The organism is Neobacillus sp. WH10, from assembly GCF_030123405.1.
Classification (GTDB): domain Bacteria; phylum Bacillota; class Bacilli; order Bacillales; family Cytobacillaceae; genus Neobacillus.
Window position 1 is genome coordinate 2,924,203 of record NZ_CP126110.1, and the last position, 20,104, is coordinate 2,944,306.

The following is a 20,104-nucleotide window of genomic DNA, read 5'->3' on the forward strand; positions in this document are numbered from 1 at the left end:
CTCATTCACCTTCTATGTCAAATTCGTTTTCTTTATTAAAGAAGTGTTTGGACTTAGCTAGCTTTCTCCATGAAGCACGAATTAAAGTATCCTTCAGATCCGACTTTGTCATAGGCGACAGCGGAGACAGATACGGAACACCAAACGACTTTAGGGAAACCATGTAGACTAATAGAGCAAGAATCGCTACCGTTATTCCCGGTATCCCCAAAATAGAAGATATTATCATTAATGGAAAACGTAAAAGGCGTACGGTTAAACCGATTTCATACTTTGCAATAGCAAACGATGAAATCCCAGTCAGCGATACCACAATAATTAAGATGGGAGAAACGATTCCCGCTTCTACCGCAGCTTGTCCGATAATTAAAGCTCCCACAATACTAACAGCTTGGCCAGCACCTTTAGGCAGTCGTACTCCAGCTTCCCTCAGAATTTCAAATGAAACTTCCATTAAAAGAGCTTCAACAAGAGCTGGAAAAGGAATCCCTGAACGAGAGCCTGCTATTCGCAGTGCTAATTGTGTAGGGATCATTTCTTGATGCATTGTGGTAAGTGCAATGTATAGTGACGGTACTGTTAAAGCAAAAAAGAATGCGGCTAAACGAATCCAGCGAAGAAAGGAGGCAAAGTAAAAATTGAGGTAATAATCGCCGCTCGTTGAAAAAAATTGCATGAATATAACAGGGACAATCAGTACCAAAGGAGTGCCGTCGACAAAGATAACGATTCTCCCTTCCAATAACATGGCTGCCGTCTTGTCCGGCCTTTCTGAATAGTCAACTAGAGAAAAAGGGGAATAGGGATGATCTTGAATCAATTCTTCTATGTATGCACTGTCCAATACACCATCTATTTGGATTCTTCCTAATCTTTCCTTGACCTCTGATACGAGAGCGGCATCAGCTATTCCATGAATGTAACCGATACATACACCTGTTTGGGTGATGTCTCCGATTTGCAAATTGAGAAAACGAAGGTTCTCATTTCTAATCTTTCTGCGGACCATTGCCATGTTTGTGTGTATATCTTCAATAAATGATTCTCTCGGTCCCTTTATCTCATTTTCAATACTGGGGTCTGAAATACTCCTTGTCTTAATTTGCCCTGTTCTGATTCCAAGGACAAGATCCTGCCCTTCAACAAAAAGTACTGTATCCCCATACAATAAGGCACGAATAACGTTATCCGTGTCATTTAGCTTGTAGATATTTGTAAATTGCAATAAATTCATAAAAATAAAATCGACTATATTCTTACTTTTAGATAAGCTAGGATCATCTTCAAGCTGAAGGATAAATCTCATAATTTGATTATTTATTATTTCCGTATCCACAAGGCTGTCTAAAAAAATGAGCGCTGCTGGAGTATTATGCAGATTTAAGTTAAAACGGTGATAAACAAAATCCGAGCTTTCACCAAATTTACTTATTAACAACTGGATATTTTTATCCAAAGACAATGAAAAGAGATGGCTTCCAGATCTTTTTGGTTCAAGTATGCTATCAGATTTTAAAAAAGCGGCTCTCCTTTTAAAAAAATTTTTCTTCTTCATTCTTAAATTCTCCTTACCAATCCCTTTAATAGTCCTTATCATTACCTAAAATACAAATTTTTACTATATTGGTCCTCGAAAATGGCGAAATTCATTGGATTACAAAATACACATTCATTCCAATAGAAGTTCTTTATATAGTACATCATTTTGATTTCTATCTGTGAATGAAGTAAAATAATGTTGGGTACTAATGAAACCATTTTTGTTTATTTAGTTTACATCTTCTTTTGAGGGGGATTGATAATGCAAGTTCGGATTATGAAGGCATTTATAGAAGAGATTCATAATAAAGGCATGAAATTTACGATGGATGATTTAGCAAGAAGGCTCGGTATTAGTAAGCGAACGCTATATGAACATTTTCCCTCAAAGATAGACATTTTAGATGCTATTATTGAACAGACATTAACCGAATTTGACGAAAAAACCGAGAAAATTATCCAAGATGACCAATTGTCTTTACTTGAAAAAATCAGAAGTGTAATCACTCTTGTTCCAAAGTATAATGAATTTTATGATCTGAGAATTTTGGAACAGATGAAGCGTTATTATCCTGAACAATGGGAGAGAATTCACAACGCGCTCAGCCAGTGGGATGCATTACGGGAATTAATTGAACAAGGTATTCGTGAGGGTCTTATCGTTGAGAGGAACGTTCAGCTTATTATGAAGTTGATTATAGATGCTACAAATTCGGCACTTGACCGTCGCTTTTTTTTAGAAAATAGTATCACGGTATCTGATGCATTGAATTCCATAGTAGATATTTTATTATTTGGGCTCATAAACTCCTCGCCTGAAAAATAATGTAGGAATAGTACGATTAATTATGTGAAATGAAATTTTATTTTTATTTTCACGTTGGCTGGCGAGTGATTGGTCAATTCTTTGGAAAGTATCTTTGCAACTGATAGAAGAAAAACATGTACTATAATAATGAATCTTAGGAGTTAAAAAAATGAGTCAAGAACTTAAACTGCGTCCTTTAGAACGAGAGGATTTGAAATTTGTTCATGAACTTAACAATGATGCACATATTATGTCTTATTGGTTTGAAGAACCTTATGAAGCTTTTGTGGAGTTGCAAGACTTATATGATAAGCACATTCATGATCAAAGTGAGCGTCGTTTTATAGTAGAAAAAGATAATAATATGATTGGATTAGTTGAATTAGTGGAGATCGATTACATTCATCGAAGAACAGAATTTCAAATTATCATTGATCCGAAGTATCAAGGTTATGGTTATGCAGCATGCGCAACCCGTTTAGCAATGGATTACGCCTTTTCAGTATTAAATATGCACAAAGTTTATTTAATAGTTGATAAAGAAAACGAAAAAGCAACGCATATATACAAAAAAGTGGGCTTTAGAATTGAAGGTGAGTTACAAGATGAATTTTTCGTTGATGGTCACTATCATAATGCAATAAGAATGTGCATCTTCCAACAACAATATTTAGATATGAAATAACCGTTTATTTAGATTAGTGGACCGTCTTATAGGAATCGATCTACCTTCCTTATCATCATTAAAATACCAAAAATCCCTGAATTCGATCAAAAAACAGGGATTTTTGGTATTTTAATGGACTTAATAAAGTAAATAAACTTAAACTAAGACTATTGTTACTTATTGTCGAAATTTCCCCGTCTTCGATTAGCATCATTCTCTTTACGTTTTTTTTAGGTTCTCCTTGAAAGAAATTGTTTTAAAAAAAGTGGTCACGTAAAAAGTTTTTACATGACCACTTGATATACTTGGACAACCTTATTATATCATTACTTATTTCTTCCTTTGCTTTCACCTTTGTTTCCTTGGCCATAACGCATATGGCCAGAATCACCCTCACCTTTTTCATTAGACTTTTTTCCGCCTAAACTTACATTCGGATAACTCTTCGTTTTTTCATCCATTTTTTTCACCTCCGAACCATTATTCTCTTCAAATTTTTGAAAATTATTTTATTTTGGCATTACTCATCTTGTGTGTTTAACTGATGGCTAAGTACCAAACATAGATCTCAAATAATAATCTGGGACGTATTTACGATTAGATAGAAAAATCTTTTATAAATAAAAAAAGCTGCCAATGTTTGATCGGCAGCTTCAAGATATTAGTTGATAAAACCTTTTTGTGTTTTTAAGTAAGACAGCTGAAACTTCCGTAACGGAAAGCTTCTTGATCAGAGCCATTTTCCTTATGGATTCCCCCATCATATTCGGATGGGTCATTTTCCCTGAAAATGGACCTTCAAATGGCCAAGGACCATCTGTTTCAACCATCATTAGCTCGAGTGGATAGACTCTGACAAGCTGCTGGATTTCTTGTTCATACACCACATCAGGGGTAATAGAAATATGGTAGCCGTTTCTTGCCATTCGATCTATTGTTTTCTGCTCCCCTTTAAACCAATGAAAATGCGCTTTGGAACCAGAATATTTTTCGAGAAGGTCACAAACGAGCGGAGCATCATCATAAACAGCATGAAGAACGATCGGTTTGTCCCATTTTTTCGCCATCCTGATAAATGCTTCCAATACTTCAAGATATGGAGCAAGCGAAATCCCCTGCTCCTGCCTTAAGTAGTATGGCAGCCCCACCTCCCCGACAGCAATCATTTCATCACGGTGGTCGTCCATCCACTTTAGCAGCACATTCAGCTCGCTTACAGAAGGCAATGCTTGTTCTGGATGGTAGCCAAATGCAGGTTTTACCTTTTGATATTTTTGTGAAAGCAAAAGATTTCTTTTACTGGAATCCAAGTGAAAGGATACAGAAATCAAGGCCTCGATATGGGCAGAATCCAGAAAAAGCTTTTTGATTTCCTCATCGTGATAGTGATCCAAATGAATATGAGCGTCGATCATGTTCATTTGACTTCACCTACTAATTGGTAATATAAATCCCTTTTCCATCGAATAAAGCTTTCATCTAACAGAATCCTTTCGTGCCGTGGCCTTTCAAAAGGAACCTCTAGGTTTGAAACGACTTTTGCTGGCTTACCAGACAGCATCATCACCCGATCAGATAGAAACAGTGCTTCCTCAATATTATGAGTAATAAATAGAATAGTCCTTCGATGTGATTCCCACATTTCCATTAACCATTTCTGCATTTCAAATCGGGTCAGCTCATCCAAAGCTGAAAACGGCTCATCAAGACAGATCACCTCTTGCGGGCTCAATAAGGCACGGATAAAAGCAGCCCGCTGCTTCATTCCTCCTGAAAGCACGTGAGGATAGGCGTTTTCATAATCAGAGAGTCCTGCGATCGCCAGCATCTCTCGTGCTGCTTTTACTTCTTTTTTTCCCTGAAGTTCTTGACCAAGAAGGACATTTTCAAGTATCGTCCTCCATGGGAAAAGAGAAGAAGTTTGCGGCATATAGCTAATAAAACCACGCTTGCCATTAATGGTCTGACCGTCTAAAAGGATATCCCCTTCATCTGGTGAAAGAATGCCGCCAATTAAATTAAAAATGGTGCTTTTCCCACTACCTGAAGGGCCAATAATAGAAACAAATTCATTTTTATTGATTGAAAAATCAAGGTCTTTTAGTACTTCGTTTTGCCCGAAACGCTTTGAAACGTTTTGAAAACGGAGATAGCTCATTTGTTATAATCCCCTTTCGGCTGCCAACGAACCACTCTTCGTTCTATAAAAACGATTAAAGAGAAAAATAAAAGGCTCAAGAACATGATCGTAAAAATAGCAACGAACACCCGATCCGTTCGAAAAGACGACGATGCGAATGTCATAAAGACACCGATCCCCTGCTTAGCACCAAGCCATTCGGAAATAACTGCCCCCATTACACTATACGTAGCAGAGATCTTTAAGCCTGAAAAAATCGATGGCAACGAAAACGGCAGCTCCAATTTCCAAAAAAGCTGCGTTTTTGATGCACCTGCCATCATCATATAATGCTTCAACTCTGAAGGGGTTTGGCTAAATCCATCCAAAGCTGCCACTGTAATGGGAAAGAAACAAACTAGGGTGATCACAATCATTTTTGGTAATAACCCAAACCCAAACCAAATTACCAATAGTGGGGCAAGAACGATAATGGGCACATTTTGCGATAAAATCAACAATGGATAGAAGGAATCCCTCAAAATAGGAACTAAATGCAGTAAAATGGCGACCGCCAGTCCAATGAATGCTCCAATCGCAAATCCAAATAGTGAAATTTTAACCGTCGAAAACACATCTGGATAAAAATCACGCCACCCAGTCATGGCCTCTGCGAAAATCTTTGATGGCGGCGGAAGAAGCCATTCCGGAACTTCTGCTATTTTTACGACAATTTCCCAAATGACAAACAAAAGGAGGAGAACTAATACCGGTCTCCACCCTTTTACAAGATTCTTCCTCATGATCGATATTTCTCCGTTAAGTCATCCATGGAAATGCCTGTTGGCTGATAAAGGATCTTCACTTGAGAAATGACATTTTTACTTCCCATTTCAATCATTCGTTCATTCATTTTTGAAATCACCGTAAATAATTCGTGAAGTTCGCCTTCCATTGTAGTTTCTAACGGGTGTACCTCATATTTCACACCTGATTCATCAATTACTTTAATGGCTTCATCAACATATGGAATAACATCTTCTCCATCCTTTGTTTTTGGGATTATTTGAATGCTGATTAATGAATTCGCCATGTTTTTCTTCCCCCTAGTGTTTTGGTAAAAACTCATTTGTAAATGCTTTTTTTGCATCTAATTTCTTGTCAAGAAGCTTATTCTCATACATCCATTGGGCATAATTTTCCCAAACCTCTTGTTTTTGAATCCCCCATTCCTTTGCATCATCCTGATATTTCGGCGATAACCATTCTTGACTCTTTTTTACAAGCTTTGGATCTAAATCAGGTGCTGCTTTTATCAGGATATCCGCAGCTTGATCAGGGTTTTTGATGGCAAATTCATACCCCTTTGCAGCAGCTTTTACGAACGCCTTAACCGTTTCAGGGTTCTCTTCGATCATTTTTTCATTTGTTTCTAAAACAGGTGTATAGTAGTCCAGTTTGTCAGAGTAATCTGTTAAGTAAACCATATTAATTTTTTCATTACGAAGCTCTGCTTCTACACCTGTCCACCCATAGTAAATCCACGCAAAATCGATGTCTCTTTTTACAGCCGTAAAAAAGTCTGTATCCCCCATGTTCACAATATTCACCTTATTTGCATCGGCATTTTCCTTTTTCATTATAGAAGTGATGACAGATTTTTCGACAGGTGAGCCCCATCCACCATAAGTTTTTCCCTCAAAATCTTTTGGTGATTGAATCTGTTTAGCAGCTGGTGAAGCGAATCCAGATGTATTGTGCTGTATCACTGCAGCGATCGATACTAGCGGCACCCCTTGTACACGTGCTTGGGTAATCGCTTCTTGGTAGCCAACACCAAATTGCGCCTTGCCAGAAGCCACTAGTTGGTCAGCTCCGGTCTCACCCGGCATGATAATATCCACATCTAAGCCTTCTTTTTTAAAGAATCCTTTTTCTTTTGCTACATATAATCCAGTATGATTGGTATTTGGCGTCCAATCTAGTACAATCGAAACCTTTTTTAGCGGCTGCTTTGTTCCTTTCGCGTTTTCTGTTTCTTTTTTGCTGCTGCATCCAGTGATTAGAAAAACTGATAGGACTAATACTAGCCATTTCTTCATGTTGAATCCCCCCTATGCAAAATAAAATCTAAAGTGAAACAAATCAAATAGGCTGAAACCTCAGTGTCTGATAGGAGGAAAAAACTTGCATAAACAAAAATAAAGCACCCAGGCAAAGAACCCTGAGTGCATATCAGCAAACAATTAATTGTTTAAGAATATGTTCCCTCCGCCGGTATCAACCAGATCAGGTTCCAAGGGTCATCGTCTCAAGGACTAAATCTCAACCGGCAACACCGGTCCCCCCACATTTCATCGTATTCAATTTATTTCTCCACTATTATATCAGTCAAGGTAGTCAATGCCAACTTTTTTATATATTTATGCTTTTATCCCGTTAACAAATACTTCCTATCATTAACATCTAGTTTATAAGGATTAGTTTGATATTTTTTCATAGAGACCAGGAAAATTCTTTTTTAACACTTTCGTTAGCTTCTTATTGAATTTTTCGATTTTTTGTTCAGCTAATAGCAGATGTTCAGACCTGAAATATTATTGAAAATCTTGCCAAATGAAGATCATGATAAAATGCTTATTTTATTATTCTCTCAAATTTGTATCTGGATAGATTGTTTCCTCAATTTCATCAAATAAATTATCCTGATGATCTATTTTCATGTAAAAAGCTAATCCTAAGTGTGTAAAAAAGGGGTGTTATACCTGAAATATACGAGAGTAATTTTGATATATATATATTTTTTTTTACAGACAGAAGCTTTAACTAGAATACCAAGGTTTAATTGCAATAAAATAAATAGAACTCATCACTGGAGTTCTATCGTTTCTTCACTACTTAAGGATAAGCAATACTTGATTAGGTCCTGTGCGCTTCATTATCCGATACCCTTCACTAGAGGTAGTAGCAATCCCTTGATTATTTGGTTTGCAATACCCATTTACTCGGCAAGTTCCATCATCACGAACCAACAGTTTACCGATCATGCCAACAGCTACCCATTCTTTTCTTTTGGACCGTGGGATGTACTCTCGTTCATAATCCCATTCAGGATTTATGCTCGGATGCCTTTCAATTCGCTCATGTATCAGTACATTGCCTTGATGATCTTTTTCAGCAGGGACTATATCATCTTGATATTGAACCCTCCCCCATTCATCGCGAATAAACATATGTTTCCAGCAAAGTTCTTGACTATCACCGAGGATACCCGGTTCGGCGGTCGTAATTCCAAGGATAAAGTCATCATCTAAACTAGCTTTCCGTATTTTCTCCCCTTCCAATGTGACGAAATATCCAAAGTCAATCTCTTGCCCATCCACTGTTTCAAACAACTCGGCATAGTCAGAGCCATAGGTATCCACTCTTCGAAAAGTTGCATTTCCATTGTTCTGAATTGTGGCCGTAAGAAATCTATATATGGTTCCAAAAAAAGAATAACCACCTGCCATATGCCAACCGTATTCATAAACAGCGTCGCCAAATTGCCCCATAATATGAGAACCTTTTATGCTATTTGTTGACGTATAAAAACCCTCTGCATGAGACCGATAGCCATCAGCAATCGTTTGTTGTCCTTCGGCGTGAGAATTATGTCCGCTTGCTCTAGTGTCTTGCCCTTCAGCGTGAGCAGACATCCCGCTGGCAACTGAGTTAAAGCCTTCTGCATGTGATGCAAAATAACTCGATTTACAATTATACCCTTCCGCATGTGTGAAATAATCTCGAGCCTCCGTAGCTACACCTTCTGCATGACAAGCAGGTCCATAAGTGGCAGAGCCACTCCCCTCTGCATGCGAAAAGTCGCCATATGCATATGTCTCTCTACCTTCTGCATGAGCAGCAAACCCTTCAGTTCTCGACCGAAATCCTTCCGCGTGAGAAGCAATACCCGTATTTTCATATCCAGCAGCAACTATGCCTGCTAATGTACTCATTCCTTCTGCATGGGATGCTTTGCCGACCGCTGTTGTGTTAGAACCCTCCGCATGGCATGATTCGCCTCTTGTGATTGTAGTTTCACCTTCTGCATGGGAATAAAATCCATGTGAGCGTGACTTATACCCTTCTGCATGGGAATATCTTCCGATTGCCATTGTTTCACGGCCTTCCGCATGGGAAGCATCTCCAAAAGCACCTGTTTCCTGTCCCTCAGCATGGGCAGCTAAGCCGCCATCACCTTCAAAAATACTACCTGCCCTCGTTTTGTACCCTTCTGCATGACAATAATTTCGTACAGTGGTCGTTTCTCTGCCTTCTGTATGTGCCGCCTCTCCTCTAGCGATTGTACTGAGGCCTTCCGCATGAGAAGTATTACCAATCGCCTGTGTTTCAGCGCCTTCTGCATGAGTAAAATCTCCAATAGACTGTGTATGTTCACCTTCTGCATGCGAGGAAGGACCAATTGCCTCGGATCGATGACCTTCTGCGTGTGCATAATTACCATTAGCTTTAGTCAGATACCCTTCCGCATGGGATGCTGTGCCATCTGCAAGTGTACTGTATCCTTCTGCATGTGCAGCAACTCCTCTGCCCGATGTATCTTCGCCAATTCGTTCAGCTCCTGCGACCGTTTGTACCCCTTCTGCATGGCAATAATCCTTTCGAGCGTTTGTATTCATCCCTTCTGCATGGGAATACTGACCACCCGATTCGGTGAACCCACCTTCTGCATGTGTGCGATCCCCACGTGCAAATGTCTGATACCCTTCTGCGTGTGATTGAATACCAAATGCACGTGTCATCATCCCTTCCGTATGCGAAGCACCAGCTTTTGCATACGTTTGGTAACCTTCCGCATGGGAAGCTATTCCCTCCGCATAGGAACTTTGACCCTCGGCATGTGAATAATCCCCTTGGGCTGTAGTATTTTGACCTTCCGAGTGCGAACATACCCCTAGGGCCTGTTGATTACATCCATTCGGCATAACGTACACTCCTTTAAAACAATCTTTTTGATAATATACACGTTAGGCAAATGATTGGTGTAAAAATGAGTAAAAAACTTAAGCTTTCTATATTATTAAGGTAATGTGTTGTAGTCCTTTTGTGAAATCCCAAGAAAACCCAGAGCTTAAGGTAGTGCAGGAAATTAAGTTAGAAAAAGTCAAAGAAACTTTTTATCTAGAGTTCAAGTACTGATAGTAATACAAGAACACCAAATATTATAATAAATGTAAAATATCGGATATTTTGTTTAATGGAAGGACTGATGGGCAATGCAATTTGAATTTGGAGATTTGACGATTCAACTTCCACCTATAATGATTTCTCTTATTTTAATAGCGATCATTTATTTATTATAGAAATGGAGTAAGGAATTAGAGAATCGACGTTTTACTATTTTTCTATATTTCTTGATTAGTTCCTACATTGCGCCACTTTATTCACAATCCACTAAAGATGGCGGTCAATTTCAATTATGGTTTCCGTTAGGATTTGTCGTTATATTGTTTTACCTATATGCTAATAAAAGAAATCATCCTGTTAAAATGAAAGCAAGCTTATTGGGTTTGGCCGTTGCAGTATATAAGCTAATTAAAGTTTATATGGATTTATAATTTTGACTTTATTAGGATAATTTTATTGTGCAGCAAAATCCACATACGAACTATTTCATTCCTACTTCTAGATTTATATATTGATAGGAGAAAGGAGTGATGTTAAATGGCATCTCAAATATATAATAGTTTAGGACAGGACTTACTCTACATTGGTGATGACCGTGACAATACCGTGAAGCGTTTCGACGCATTAACTGGGAATTTCCTTGGCACTTTTGTAAATGGTCACTTGAAAGATCCTCGAGGTCTTATCTTCGACCGTGAAGGCAATCTTCTTGTCTGCAACCAGAACGTCGACAAAAAAAAGAACGGGAATGTAGTCAAGTTTAACGGACAGAACGGTAAGTACCTGGGTGACCTAGTTCCATCCAAAGGCAATGGAGCTCCCTTCGCCCCGCGCGGAATGGTCCTCTCTAGCGACAATGTCCTGATTGTCGCGGATTTCCAAGGACCAACCAATAATCCTGGAGAAATACGGGCATATGATGGCACAACCGGGGCATTTCTTGGCAATTTCGATTACTCTGCTTTCAGTGGAGAGTTTTATCCCCGCGGCGTGGTCATCGGTCCCGACAATTTGTTGTATGTCTCTGTAGTCAACTTTTCTACGGGACTTGGCGGCTCGGTGCTTCGCTTCGACTTAGATAATCGCATGTTCCATGATGTGTTCGTTGAGAGTAACAGCGAAAACGACCTCCAACGTCCTGAGGGCTTGGTCTTCGATCCCAATGGAAACCTCTATGTGACTAGTTTCCGAAGTGTCCCAACCAACATCAGTGCAACCGACAAAATTCTAGTCTTCAAAGGTGGTACTGGGGAGTTTCTTGACAAAATTGATCTTGATTTGGTTGGAATTGGACAACCCCGTGCCTTTGCACAAGCAATCCTGTTCGGACCGAACGGAAAATTGTTTGTTCCCGTTACGGGCAATGGACCTGATACAGGTTCGGTGCGGCGCTACAACGATGATAAAACGTTTGATGTTATCGTCCCTGCCGCTTTTGCAAAGGGGCCGTTAGGATCGCCATGGTATCTGACGTTTGGCAAGACCAATCCGGCAACACTTGCTTACGATGATGAAGCAATGGGATAACTCGGATTGGAGAATCTGACACTGAAAATCACTGGTTGGTCTCCTTTTCAAAAAAATGTTCTTCAACTGATAAGGTGATAGGTCCCTGAATAAATTAAACGAGGTCACAAAATGTAAATCATACCCATTTTGTGACCTGTTTTTTCGGTTTTAAATGAGTCAACACTATTTAGTACTTAATCTTAAAAATCTTCATATTTACTTCACCATATAATAATTTTGCCATAAGACTATACGCAATTTTGGATTATCGTTTTTCACAACTGATACTAACCTGCCCCATTAGCCATCTATGAAGTGCAAAAATCAGCGCTTCACCACAGAGAATGAAAATGATCTTAAATAATCTAATGAGACCATCTTCTCTGAATTAAAATGGTATTCTCCCAGTAAATTAATTTGCTTCCATCCTAAAGGGGCCGTGTAGAAAGAATAATTTAGGTTTTTTGAATTTTTTGTGACAATGACAAATGTAACTATTAGAGGAGGAATTATTATGACATCTTAGAATTAATAAACAAAATATCATATGAAATGAGGAATTTAATTGAACTTTCCACAACTGAAAATCTCGCATATGATGCCTACAGTTCCAATCTTCCAAGGTGGAATGGGCGTCGGAATCTCATTAAGCAATCTAGCCTCAGCTGTAGCAAATGCTGGTGGTGTTGGAATTATATCTGGCACAGGAATTTCAGTTGAAGATATGCGTACACATATTAGAAAAGCTAGAAGTCTCTTAAAGGATACAGGGTACATCGGAGTCAACGTATTGTTTGCCATGAATGATTTTGCCGAAAAAATGAAAGCTGCACTTGATGAAAAAGTTGATTTCATTATTTCAGGTGCTGGAATTTCAAGAGATATGTATGCTTGGGGAAAACAAGCTGCAATTCCAGTCATATCAATTGTTTCTTCTGCTAAACTCGCTAGAATTTCTGAGCGACTTGGAGCTGCTGCTGTTGTTGTTGAAGGTTTTGAAGCAGGAGGACATTTAGGGACTGACAGGCCTCTTTTTGACATACTTCCTGAAGTTGTAGAAGCCGTTTCCGTCCCAGTTATTGCTGCAGGAGGAATTATGACTGGATATGATATTGCTAAAGCTCTTAGAATGGGGGCATCAGGTGTTCAAATGGGAACAAGATTTGTTGCAAGCGAGGAATGTGATGCCCCTCTTTCCTTTAAGCAAAAATATGTTAATGCTCGTAAGGAAGATACAATTTTAGTTAAAACGACTGTGGGCTTACAAGGAAGGGCAATTACCAATAATTTCACTGATTTAATCAGTGGATCAGAGAAACTTAAAATTACGAAATGCCATAATTGTCTTAAAAATTGCTCTTATCGTTTTTGCACGCTCGATTCTTTGGTTAAATCCGTAGAAGGTGATGTCGAAAATGGTCTCGTTTTTGCTGGTGCAAAAGTAGATGAAATCAAGGAGATTCTCCCCGTCCAAAAAATCATTGAAAAACTAAAAGTAGAATATCAAAAAGCAATGGAGCAATAACATATTATTTTACACTTTTATTTTTGGGGAATCGTCTTGAAAATGGGCTTATCGTTGTAAATCCGCATTTTTCTGACGGTATCCCAATAACAAAAAGTCTCATTTTTGACAGACGGATATTCAAGAAGCAGCTTTTTTGTTTAATAAGCAAGATTATGGAGATTAATTTCCTTTGGAAAGAATTAATCTTATAAGAAACGAAAAGGAATAGTTCTTTCTCTTCGAAAAAGAATTTGGACATTCCCTAATTGTATGCTACACTTTGTTTACCATTTGATTTACTGTTTTTCAACTTCCCCACTCATTTATGGGTGGGGTTCTTTGATATGGTTTAAGCAAAATAAAAAACAGACTCCAAATTAAGAGTCTGTCTTTCGTTATTTTTAAAATTAAGCTTTACGAACGTTTGCAGCTTGTGCTCCACGTTGACCTTGCTCAACATCAAAAGTTACTGCTTGACCTTCTTCTAAAGTTTTAAAACCTTCGCCTTGAATCGCTGAGAAATGAACGAATACGTCTTCTCCACCTTCACGCTCGATGAATCCGAAGCCTTTTTCGCTGTTAAACCATTTTACTTTACCGTTTTCCATTTTTGTTGCCTCCTAGTGTGTTTTCCACACAATGTATTACTATCCTTGCTCTCAGTGGTCATCAAGAAGAAGTTGAAACTTATGCTATCATTTACACCGAACAAAAATAATTCTCTATTAGGATATCATTGATTTATTGTATTTGCAAGGTAAATAATGAGTCTGCAGCCGCAATTCCATCTTTAACTCAAGCACCCGTTCAACAAGAAATGCCTTATTCCATTGCGGAATATTCAATTATATAGCATCCATGCTACATTGATTTTTTATATTCTATTAACCGACAATCTCGATATTTTCCTTCGTGAAGCTCGTGTTTAGGGAGTATTCTAATCTTTTTAAATCCACATTTTTCATAACATTTTAATGCCCTAACATTGGTGATTTGAGGATCCATGATTACTCTATTAGCTTGTTTCTGCCCAATTAAATACAGGACCATAGACTTTACTAGTAACGATCCAATTCCTCTATTCCAATATTCGGTTTCACCAATAAATTGGTCAATACCAAAAACAGTTTCTTCCACACCATAATCTTCGATAGAACTGGTTTTATCATTTAGCTGATAAAACTGGATATATCCGATTTCTTTTTCCTCATACTCAAAAATACATCTTATAACTTCATTATCCCGATCATAAAACTTTTTATTTACCTTGTCTAAATCAAAAGGATTGTCCCGCCCTTCATAATATTCAAGAACTGCAGGGTTAGAAAGCCATTTAACTAGTAAAAGTTTATCCTCTTGCTGCAATTGCCGTACCTTTATTCCTTCTTTTTCAAATATCAAAAATGTCACCCTCTTTTATGAATCATTCAGATGCTTTGGAGGAAATACGAATCGAACTTAAAGAGAACATATTTTTTCTTAAAGAATCTTTTAAAAAATAATTCAACACTAAAAAGGTTTATCCTTTTTTCAATAATGACTTAATCATATTTCAAATGTACATTCATAAAAATCAACGGACACTAATTTATCTTGTTAAAAAAGGAGCCTTGAAGAAAAAATCATAAAAATCATATAAATAACCCCGGATTCTAAAGAATCCAGGGTTTATTTGTCTTCCTTCTCGAACGAAGGTTACTTCATTATGCTGCTTTATTGATCTCTATTTTTTTCCCTTCTTTACGCCACTTCTTAAACTCCGCTGTTGCTGTGAAAAGGACGTCAGTGGATGAGTTAAGAGCCGTTTCAAAGGAGTCTTGTAAAACACCTATGATAAAGCCTACTCCAACTACCTGCATTGCAACATCATTTGGGATTCCAAATAAGCTGCATGCAAGAGGAATCAGTAATAAGGAACCGCCAGCAACTCCTGAAGCACCACAGGCACATACAGCTGACAGTACGCTGAGGATGATTGCTGTAGGTATGTCCACAGGAATGTCTAGTGTATGAACTGCTGCAAGTGTCAAAACAGAAATCGTAACAGCTGCTCCAGCCATATTGATGGTTGCACCTAGTGGAATGGATACAGAATAAGTATCCTTATCCAAACCTAGTTTTTCGCATAATCTCATATTGACTGGAATGTTTGCAGCTGAGCTTCGTGTAAAGAATGCTGTAATTCCGCTTTCCTTTATGCACTTAAATACAAGTGGGAATGGGTTCTGACGGATAGCTGTAAACACAATGATTGGATTGACCACAAGAGCCACAAAGAGCATACATCCAATCAAAACAGCAAGTAATTTTCCATAGCTTAGTAAAGACTCAATTCCATTTGTCGTAATAGAGTCAATTACTAGACCCATGATTCCTAATGGTGCAAACTTAATCACCCATGTAACCATTTTGGAAATGGCATCTGAAAAATTAGAAATCATCGTTTTTGTTGTATCTGGAGCATTTCTTAAAGCCATACCAAGGACTACCGCCCAAGCTAAAATACCGATATAATTCGCATTAAAAATGGCTTTAACTGGGTTATCCACAACGTTCAACAGTAACGATTTGAGAACCTCTGTAACACCGCCAGGAGCCGTCAAATCCTCAACGCCTTTTGCAAGTGTTAAGCTTACAGGAAACACAAAGCTTACAATAACTGCGATTAATCCAGCTAAAAAAGTACCTAACAGATAAAGACCAATAATCGATTTCATGTTCGTTTGGTGACCGCTCTTGTGTTGAGCGATGGCTGACATAACTAAGAAGAGTACCAAAACAGGTGCTATCGCTTTTAAAGCACCAACAAACAAAGATCCTAAAATGACAACAGGTTTAGCAACATCTGGGATCGTTACAGCCAGGATTATACCAATAATCAATCCAATAATTATTTGTTTTACCAGACTCACTTGATTCCATTTTTTCATTAGATTTTTCATAGTCATCCCCCCGCTTGTATTAGAAAAAGTGCAATTTTCCAAAATCAATTTAGACGTACTACTATCAGACTATTTATCAATCTAATGATTTTCTAATAGCGGTCACCTCAAATGAAATAGGTACCTTGCATCGATAGATGACCATTATCATCTCTATCTACTTCTTCTACTAAAAACTATCTAATAAATAATATTATAGAGAATATTTAGATATATTACAATAGTATTTTAATAAGACGGGAGGACAGGTACGTTCCCTTCGTTGTAGAACCTATTACATCTACAGATTTTATTCGAATCTGCGTTATTCTGTTAATACCTTTATTAAGTTCTTGGAATAGAAGTTTGCAATTTCTTTGTTTGACTGGCCTTCTCGTGGTTTATACCATGTAGAAATATTGTTTATTGAACCGAGTATTAATAACTTTGCTAGCTTTACATTCTCCGTATGAAAGGAGCCGTCGTTTTTGCCATCTTCTAAGACGGATTCAAACAGTTCTTCATAGGAATCTCTTTGTAAAAGGACTTTTTTGTGCAGTTCCTCGGACAGCATGTTATGTCTGTTAATAATATTAAAGACGGCATTTTCTTCGATAATGTATAAGACTAAGGACTCAATGGACTTCTCAAGTTTTTTTAAGGAAGTATCATTACTTTCTATAATTTCTTGTAGGTTTTCTATACATTTCGTTGCCACAAGCGTATGGCATTGAAATAATAAATCTTCCTTGCTATTAACATAATAATAAATAGCACCTTTTGTCATCCGAAGTTCATTTGCTATATCTTCAATGGTTGTTGCATAATATCCTTTTTGAATAAATAAATTTGCTGCCATTCTCAAGATCGTGAGCTTTTTTTCCACAGCTCTTTCTTCACGGAAGGAAGACAAGAATCACCACTCCTTTCAAATAACAATTCCTCGTGAACTATCCTAATACCATTTTAAAATCAGTTCATCATTTCTTTTATACTTCAAACCTATCACGAGGAAATGACGTGATTACCTCACATCCTGACTCCGTTACCACTATTGTATCTTCTTGAGTGATCCCAAACTCATTTTTAAAGATAAGTTTAGGTTCAATAGCAAGAACCATACCTGGCTCAAGTACTTTTTTATTAAAGGCTGAAATTAATGGGGGTTCATCAATCTCCAAGCCAATCCCATGTCCAATATATCGAAAACCATATTGCTCTAAGCCCATAAACTGATCCTTTAAACCATAACGGTCAGCTAGTTTTTCTACTTGTAAATATACCTCTGAGATTGAAACCCCTGGCCGAATCTCACTAATAGCCGTTTCTAAGAGTTCATTAACGACACTATGCAAATATTTATGTCTTTTGTCAGCTTTTCCATAAATAAAAGTACGAGCCTCATCTGAATGATACCCTTGATACACAGTTCCATGATCAATTACCACTAGATCTCCTTTTTTAAGTTGGTCATTTCCTGCTCCATAAGGTCTACTTGGACTCCTCCCCATACTAGTCATCGTCATCCAATTGCCAGAAATAATACTAGTATTTTTTCCAAATGCCACTACTCCAAATGGGAGTCTATTATTGGAACCCCGCTGAATCATGTTTCCTTCATCACCATAAGATACTTTTATTTGCTCAATCGATTTTTGGAACTTGATTTCACTGATTCCTTCTTCTAAAATGCCGATAGCCCCTTCAATTCCTTTATAGGAAATCTCGGCTGCTGCTTTTATCTGAGCTATTTCCCAATCTGATTTGATCAGCCGTAAACACCAAACCATTGGTTGAATGTCACAAAAAACAGTATTGGAAAACTGTCTTTGTAATTGATGATAAAAAGATAGATTGATAACATCAAATGAAATGCCCAACGCAATTTTTTTCTCGCCGAAGACTTGATTTACTACGTCTACAAGAGTTGTTAATCCATTAGAGGGTCTGACATCGGAAATTAAACTATCCATTCTTCCTTTTTCAACATTGATTCGAACTAGTAAAATCGGTTCTTGATTGCTCGGTACCACAAGAACACTGTTTACTCCCGTTCCTGTAAAATAAAAAATATCCTCGGATTGAAAAAATAAAGCTCCATCAAGATTTTGTTCCTGTAAACTTTTTTGGAGTTTTCCTATTCTTTGGTCAAATTCATACCTTAATTTATTTGTAGGCTCTGACACTTTGATCCTCCTGGTTCTATATTGGTTAAAAGTTTTTAACTTAAGTTGATGAAGTGAAAAAATCACCTTTTAATTTGTGTTTTAATATTTTCCCAGCAGAGTTCCTAGGCAATTGTTCAGTAAAATAGATTAATTTAGGAATTTTATAACCGGCTATTTTTCCTCTGCAAAAATCCTTTAACTGCTGATCATTGACACTATCTTTGTATTTCAGTACAACAACTGCTGTTACAATCTCTCCATATACTTCATGAGGTAGACCGATAATTGCCACTTCATTTACTTGCGGGTGAGCAGATAATATATTTTCGACTTCTGCAGAATACACATTTTCATCGCCACTTAAGACCATGTCTTTTTTACGATCCACGATAAAATACTCTCCATTTGTTAAACGAATTCCTAAATCGCCCGTATGATACCAGCCATCGACGACTGCTTCCTTAGTTTTATCGGGTTCCTGCCAATACCCTTTTAAGACAGTATCACTTTTTACGAGAATTTCTCCTACTTGATTTTGCGGGAGCTGATTTCCACAATTATCAACTATTTTCACCAGCATTCCATAAATCGGTTTCCCTGCACATAATCCTGATGCTTTTATGTCTGGTAATAGAGCAAATTTTTCGATTTCGCATCCCAATGTCTTCGGGCTTATTATATTGCTCATAACATGAGCTGTATTTTCGGTCATTCCATAAACATTCGCTACCACAATATCCTGATTCTCAGGGAATAGCTCAAAAAATCTCTTTAATGTATGATGTGAAGAGAAGCCTCCACCTGTCGTCACAGTTTTTAAGCTAGTTAGATTAAATTGTTTACTTGCATCAGAAGTAGCAAACAATTTTAGTTGAGTTGCAGTAATGTCTAAATCATTCACCTGATATTTTTCTATCAATTCTCCAACCTTTTCAATCGAAAAATCTGAAAACACACAAGTCATACCCATAGCGACTTTATTAAGTCCCATCATGACTCCAATATGAAAGAATGGAAAAAGACACATCCCTACATAATTTCGATTTCTCGGCAATTCGATTAACTGATAACAACACATTTGTGTCATATTTTTATGAGTAATCATTGCACCCTTTGGCTTACCAGTCGTTCCACTTGTATAACATAGGAAGGCAATATCATTTTCTTCTACATTAGAATCCAATTCCAAACTATTTACAGCACTTAATAATTCTTCAAATTGATAGCTTTTGTCATCCTTTTCCCCGACACATACCAAGTTTTTTACACTTTTCAGTTCGTCGAGCATGGAATGGATGGTTTCCCTATACGCATCTTCATACACAATGGTATTAGCCCCTGAATGATTAATAATATATTTTATTTCAGCCACGCCTAGTCTAGTATTTAACGGAACCGCGATTCCTCCCATACTAAAAATTCCGAAATACAATTCAAAATACTCAGCCCTGTTATTCATCAAAATTGCTACCCGATCACCTTTATAGAAATTCAACTGAAAGAGTGCATTCGAAATTTTGTTTACTCTCTCATAAAATTCCTGATAAGTTCTTTCCACCCCTTTTGAGATGAGCGCGGTTTTATTTGAATTCTCGTTTACTACATTCTCAAGCATATGTTTCATTAACATTGAGATTCAGCTCCTCCTCAACAATAAAAGCAAACATTACAATATA

18 protein-coding genes and 1 riboswitch are annotated in these 20,104 nt (G+C 37.6%); of the genes, 4 read left to right on the forward strand and 14 right to left on the reverse strand.

The features are described 5' to 3' along the window. Window position 1: 1 nt before the first annotated feature. Window positions 2-1,555, reverse strand: a complete 1,554-nt coding sequence (locus tag QNH20_RS13805) for a spore germination protein (RefSeq protein WP_283918583.1) — start codon at window positions 1,553-1,555, stop codon at window positions 2-4. A 246-nt stretch (window positions 1,556-1,801) separates the two neighbouring features. On the opposite strand from QNH20_RS13805, the gene QNH20_RS13810 reads away from it, so the two are divergent. Together QNH20_RS13810 and speG are read left to right on the forward strand one after the other, a co-directional pair. Next, window positions 1,802-2,365 (forward strand): TetR/AcrR family transcriptional regulator, encoded by a 564-nt coding sequence (locus tag QNH20_RS13810; protein WP_283918584.1) that lies wholly within the window; start codon window positions 1,802-1,804, stop codon window positions 2,363-2,365. Window positions 2,366-2,516: 151 nt separating this feature from the next. Next, complete coding sequence (gene speG / locus QNH20_RS13815; protein WP_283918585.1) at window positions 2,517-3,032, forward strand: spermidine N1-acetyltransferase; 516 nt, start codon at window positions 2,517-2,519, stop codon at window positions 3,030-3,032. A gap of 308 nt (window positions 3,033-3,340) precedes the next feature. Here speG and QNH20_RS13820 read toward each other — a convergent pair whose 3' ends face one another. The 7 genes from QNH20_RS13820 to QNH20_RS13850 form a co-directional block, all read right to left on the reverse strand. Next, on the reverse strand, window positions 3,341-3,475 hold the full coding sequence (locus QNH20_RS13820) for a hypothetical protein (RefSeq protein WP_283918586.1): 135 nt from the start codon (window positions 3,473-3,475) through the stop codon (window positions 3,341-3,343). A 192-nt stretch (window positions 3,476-3,667) separates the two neighbouring features. After that, window positions 3,668-4,435 carry a TatD family hydrolase gene (locus tag QNH20_RS13825; protein ID WP_283918587.1) on the reverse strand — a complete coding sequence of 256 codons (768 nt, stop codon included), beginning with the start codon at window positions 4,433-4,435 and terminating at the stop codon, window positions 3,668-3,670. Further along, window positions 4,432-5,172, reverse strand: a complete 741-nt coding sequence (locus QNH20_RS13830) for an ABC transporter ATP-binding protein (RefSeq protein ID WP_283918588.1) — start codon at window positions 5,170-5,172, stop codon at window positions 4,432-4,434. The genes QNH20_RS13825 and QNH20_RS13830 overlap by 4 nt, the downstream gene beginning before the upstream one ends. After that, window positions 5,169-5,936: an ABC transporter permease gene (locus QNH20_RS13835; RefSeq protein ID WP_283918589.1), complete on the reverse strand. Its 768-nt coding sequence runs from the start codon at window positions 5,934-5,936 to the stop codon at window positions 5,169-5,171. Before QNH20_RS13835 ends, QNH20_RS13830 begins: the two co-directional genes overlap by 4 nt. Further along, on the reverse strand, window positions 5,933-6,226 hold the full coding sequence (locus tag QNH20_RS13840; RefSeq protein WP_283918590.1) for a thiamine-binding protein: 294 nt from the start codon (window positions 6,224-6,226) through the stop codon (window positions 5,933-5,935). Before QNH20_RS13840 ends, QNH20_RS13835 begins: the two co-directional genes overlap by 4 nt. Before the next feature lie 13 nt (window positions 6,227-6,239). Then, a complete protein-coding gene (locus QNH20_RS13845) occupies window positions 6,240-7,235 on the reverse strand; it encodes an ABC transporter substrate-binding protein (RefSeq protein WP_283918591.1) in 996 nt (331 codons plus the stop codon). A gap of 147 nt (window positions 7,236-7,382) precedes the next feature. Then, a riboswitch (TPP riboswitch) is annotated at window positions 7,383-7,492 on the reverse strand. A gap of 535 nt (window positions 7,493-8,027) precedes the next feature. Next, window positions 8,028-10,121, reverse strand: a complete 2,094-nt coding sequence (locus QNH20_RS13850; protein ID WP_283918592.1) for a peptidase G2 autoproteolytic cleavage domain-containing protein — start codon at window positions 10,119-10,121, stop codon at window positions 8,028-8,030. 739 nt (window positions 10,122-10,860) lie between these two features. Here QNH20_RS13850 and QNH20_RS13860 point away from each other — a divergent pair. Beyond that, window positions 10,861-11,850, forward strand: coding sequence for an NHL repeat-containing protein (locus QNH20_RS13860; protein WP_283918593.1), 990 nt, complete (start codon window positions 10,861-10,863; stop codon window positions 11,848-11,850). A 577-nt stretch (window positions 11,851-12,427) separates the two neighbouring features. After that, complete coding sequence (locus QNH20_RS13865; RefSeq protein ID WP_481858103.1) at window positions 12,428-13,357, forward strand: NAD(P)H-dependent flavin oxidoreductase; 930 nt, start codon at window positions 12,428-12,430, stop codon at window positions 13,355-13,357. A gap of 389 nt (window positions 13,358-13,746) precedes the next feature. On the opposite strand, the gene QNH20_RS13870 is transcribed toward QNH20_RS13865, so the two are convergent. The 6 genes from QNH20_RS13870 to QNH20_RS13895 all read right to left on the reverse strand — a co-directional run bounded on the left by QNH20_RS13870 (window position 13,747) and on the right by QNH20_RS13895 (window position 20,058). Further along, entirely contained in the window at window positions 13,747-13,947 is a 201-nt protein-coding gene (locus tag QNH20_RS13870; RefSeq protein WP_026574136.1) for a cold-shock protein, read from the reverse strand. Between the two features lie 253 nt (window positions 13,948-14,200). After that, the gene (locus QNH20_RS13875) at window positions 14,201-14,740 is read right to left on the reverse strand and encodes a GNAT family N-acetyltransferase (RefSeq protein ID WP_283918595.1); all 540 of its coding nucleotides are present in this window, start codon (window positions 14,738-14,740) and stop codon (window positions 14,201-14,203) included. Window positions 14,741-15,042: 302 nt separating this feature from the next. Further along, the gene (gene sstT / locus QNH20_RS13880) at window positions 15,043-16,281 is read right to left on the reverse strand and encodes a serine/threonine transporter SstT (RefSeq protein ID WP_283918596.1); all 1,239 of its coding nucleotides are present in this window, start codon (window positions 16,279-16,281) and stop codon (window positions 15,043-15,045) included. 304 nt (window positions 16,282-16,585) lie between these two features. Further along, window positions 16,586-17,173 carry a TetR/AcrR family transcriptional regulator gene (locus tag QNH20_RS13885; protein WP_283918597.1) on the reverse strand — a complete coding sequence of 196 codons (588 nt, stop codon included), beginning with the start codon at window positions 17,171-17,173 and terminating at the stop codon, window positions 16,586-16,588. A gap of 76 nt (window positions 17,174-17,249) precedes the next feature. Beyond that, a complete protein-coding gene (locus QNH20_RS13890) occupies window positions 17,250-18,446 on the reverse strand; it encodes a M24 family metallopeptidase (protein ID WP_283918598.1) in 1,197 nt (398 codons plus the stop codon). 40 nt (window positions 18,447-18,486) lie between these two features. Continuing rightward, window positions 18,487-20,058 carry a class I adenylate-forming enzyme family protein gene (locus tag QNH20_RS13895; protein ID WP_283918599.1) on the reverse strand — a complete coding sequence of 524 codons (1,572 nt, stop codon included), beginning with the start codon at window positions 20,056-20,058 and terminating at the stop codon, window positions 18,487-18,489. Window positions 20,059-20,104 lie beyond the last annotated feature (46 nt).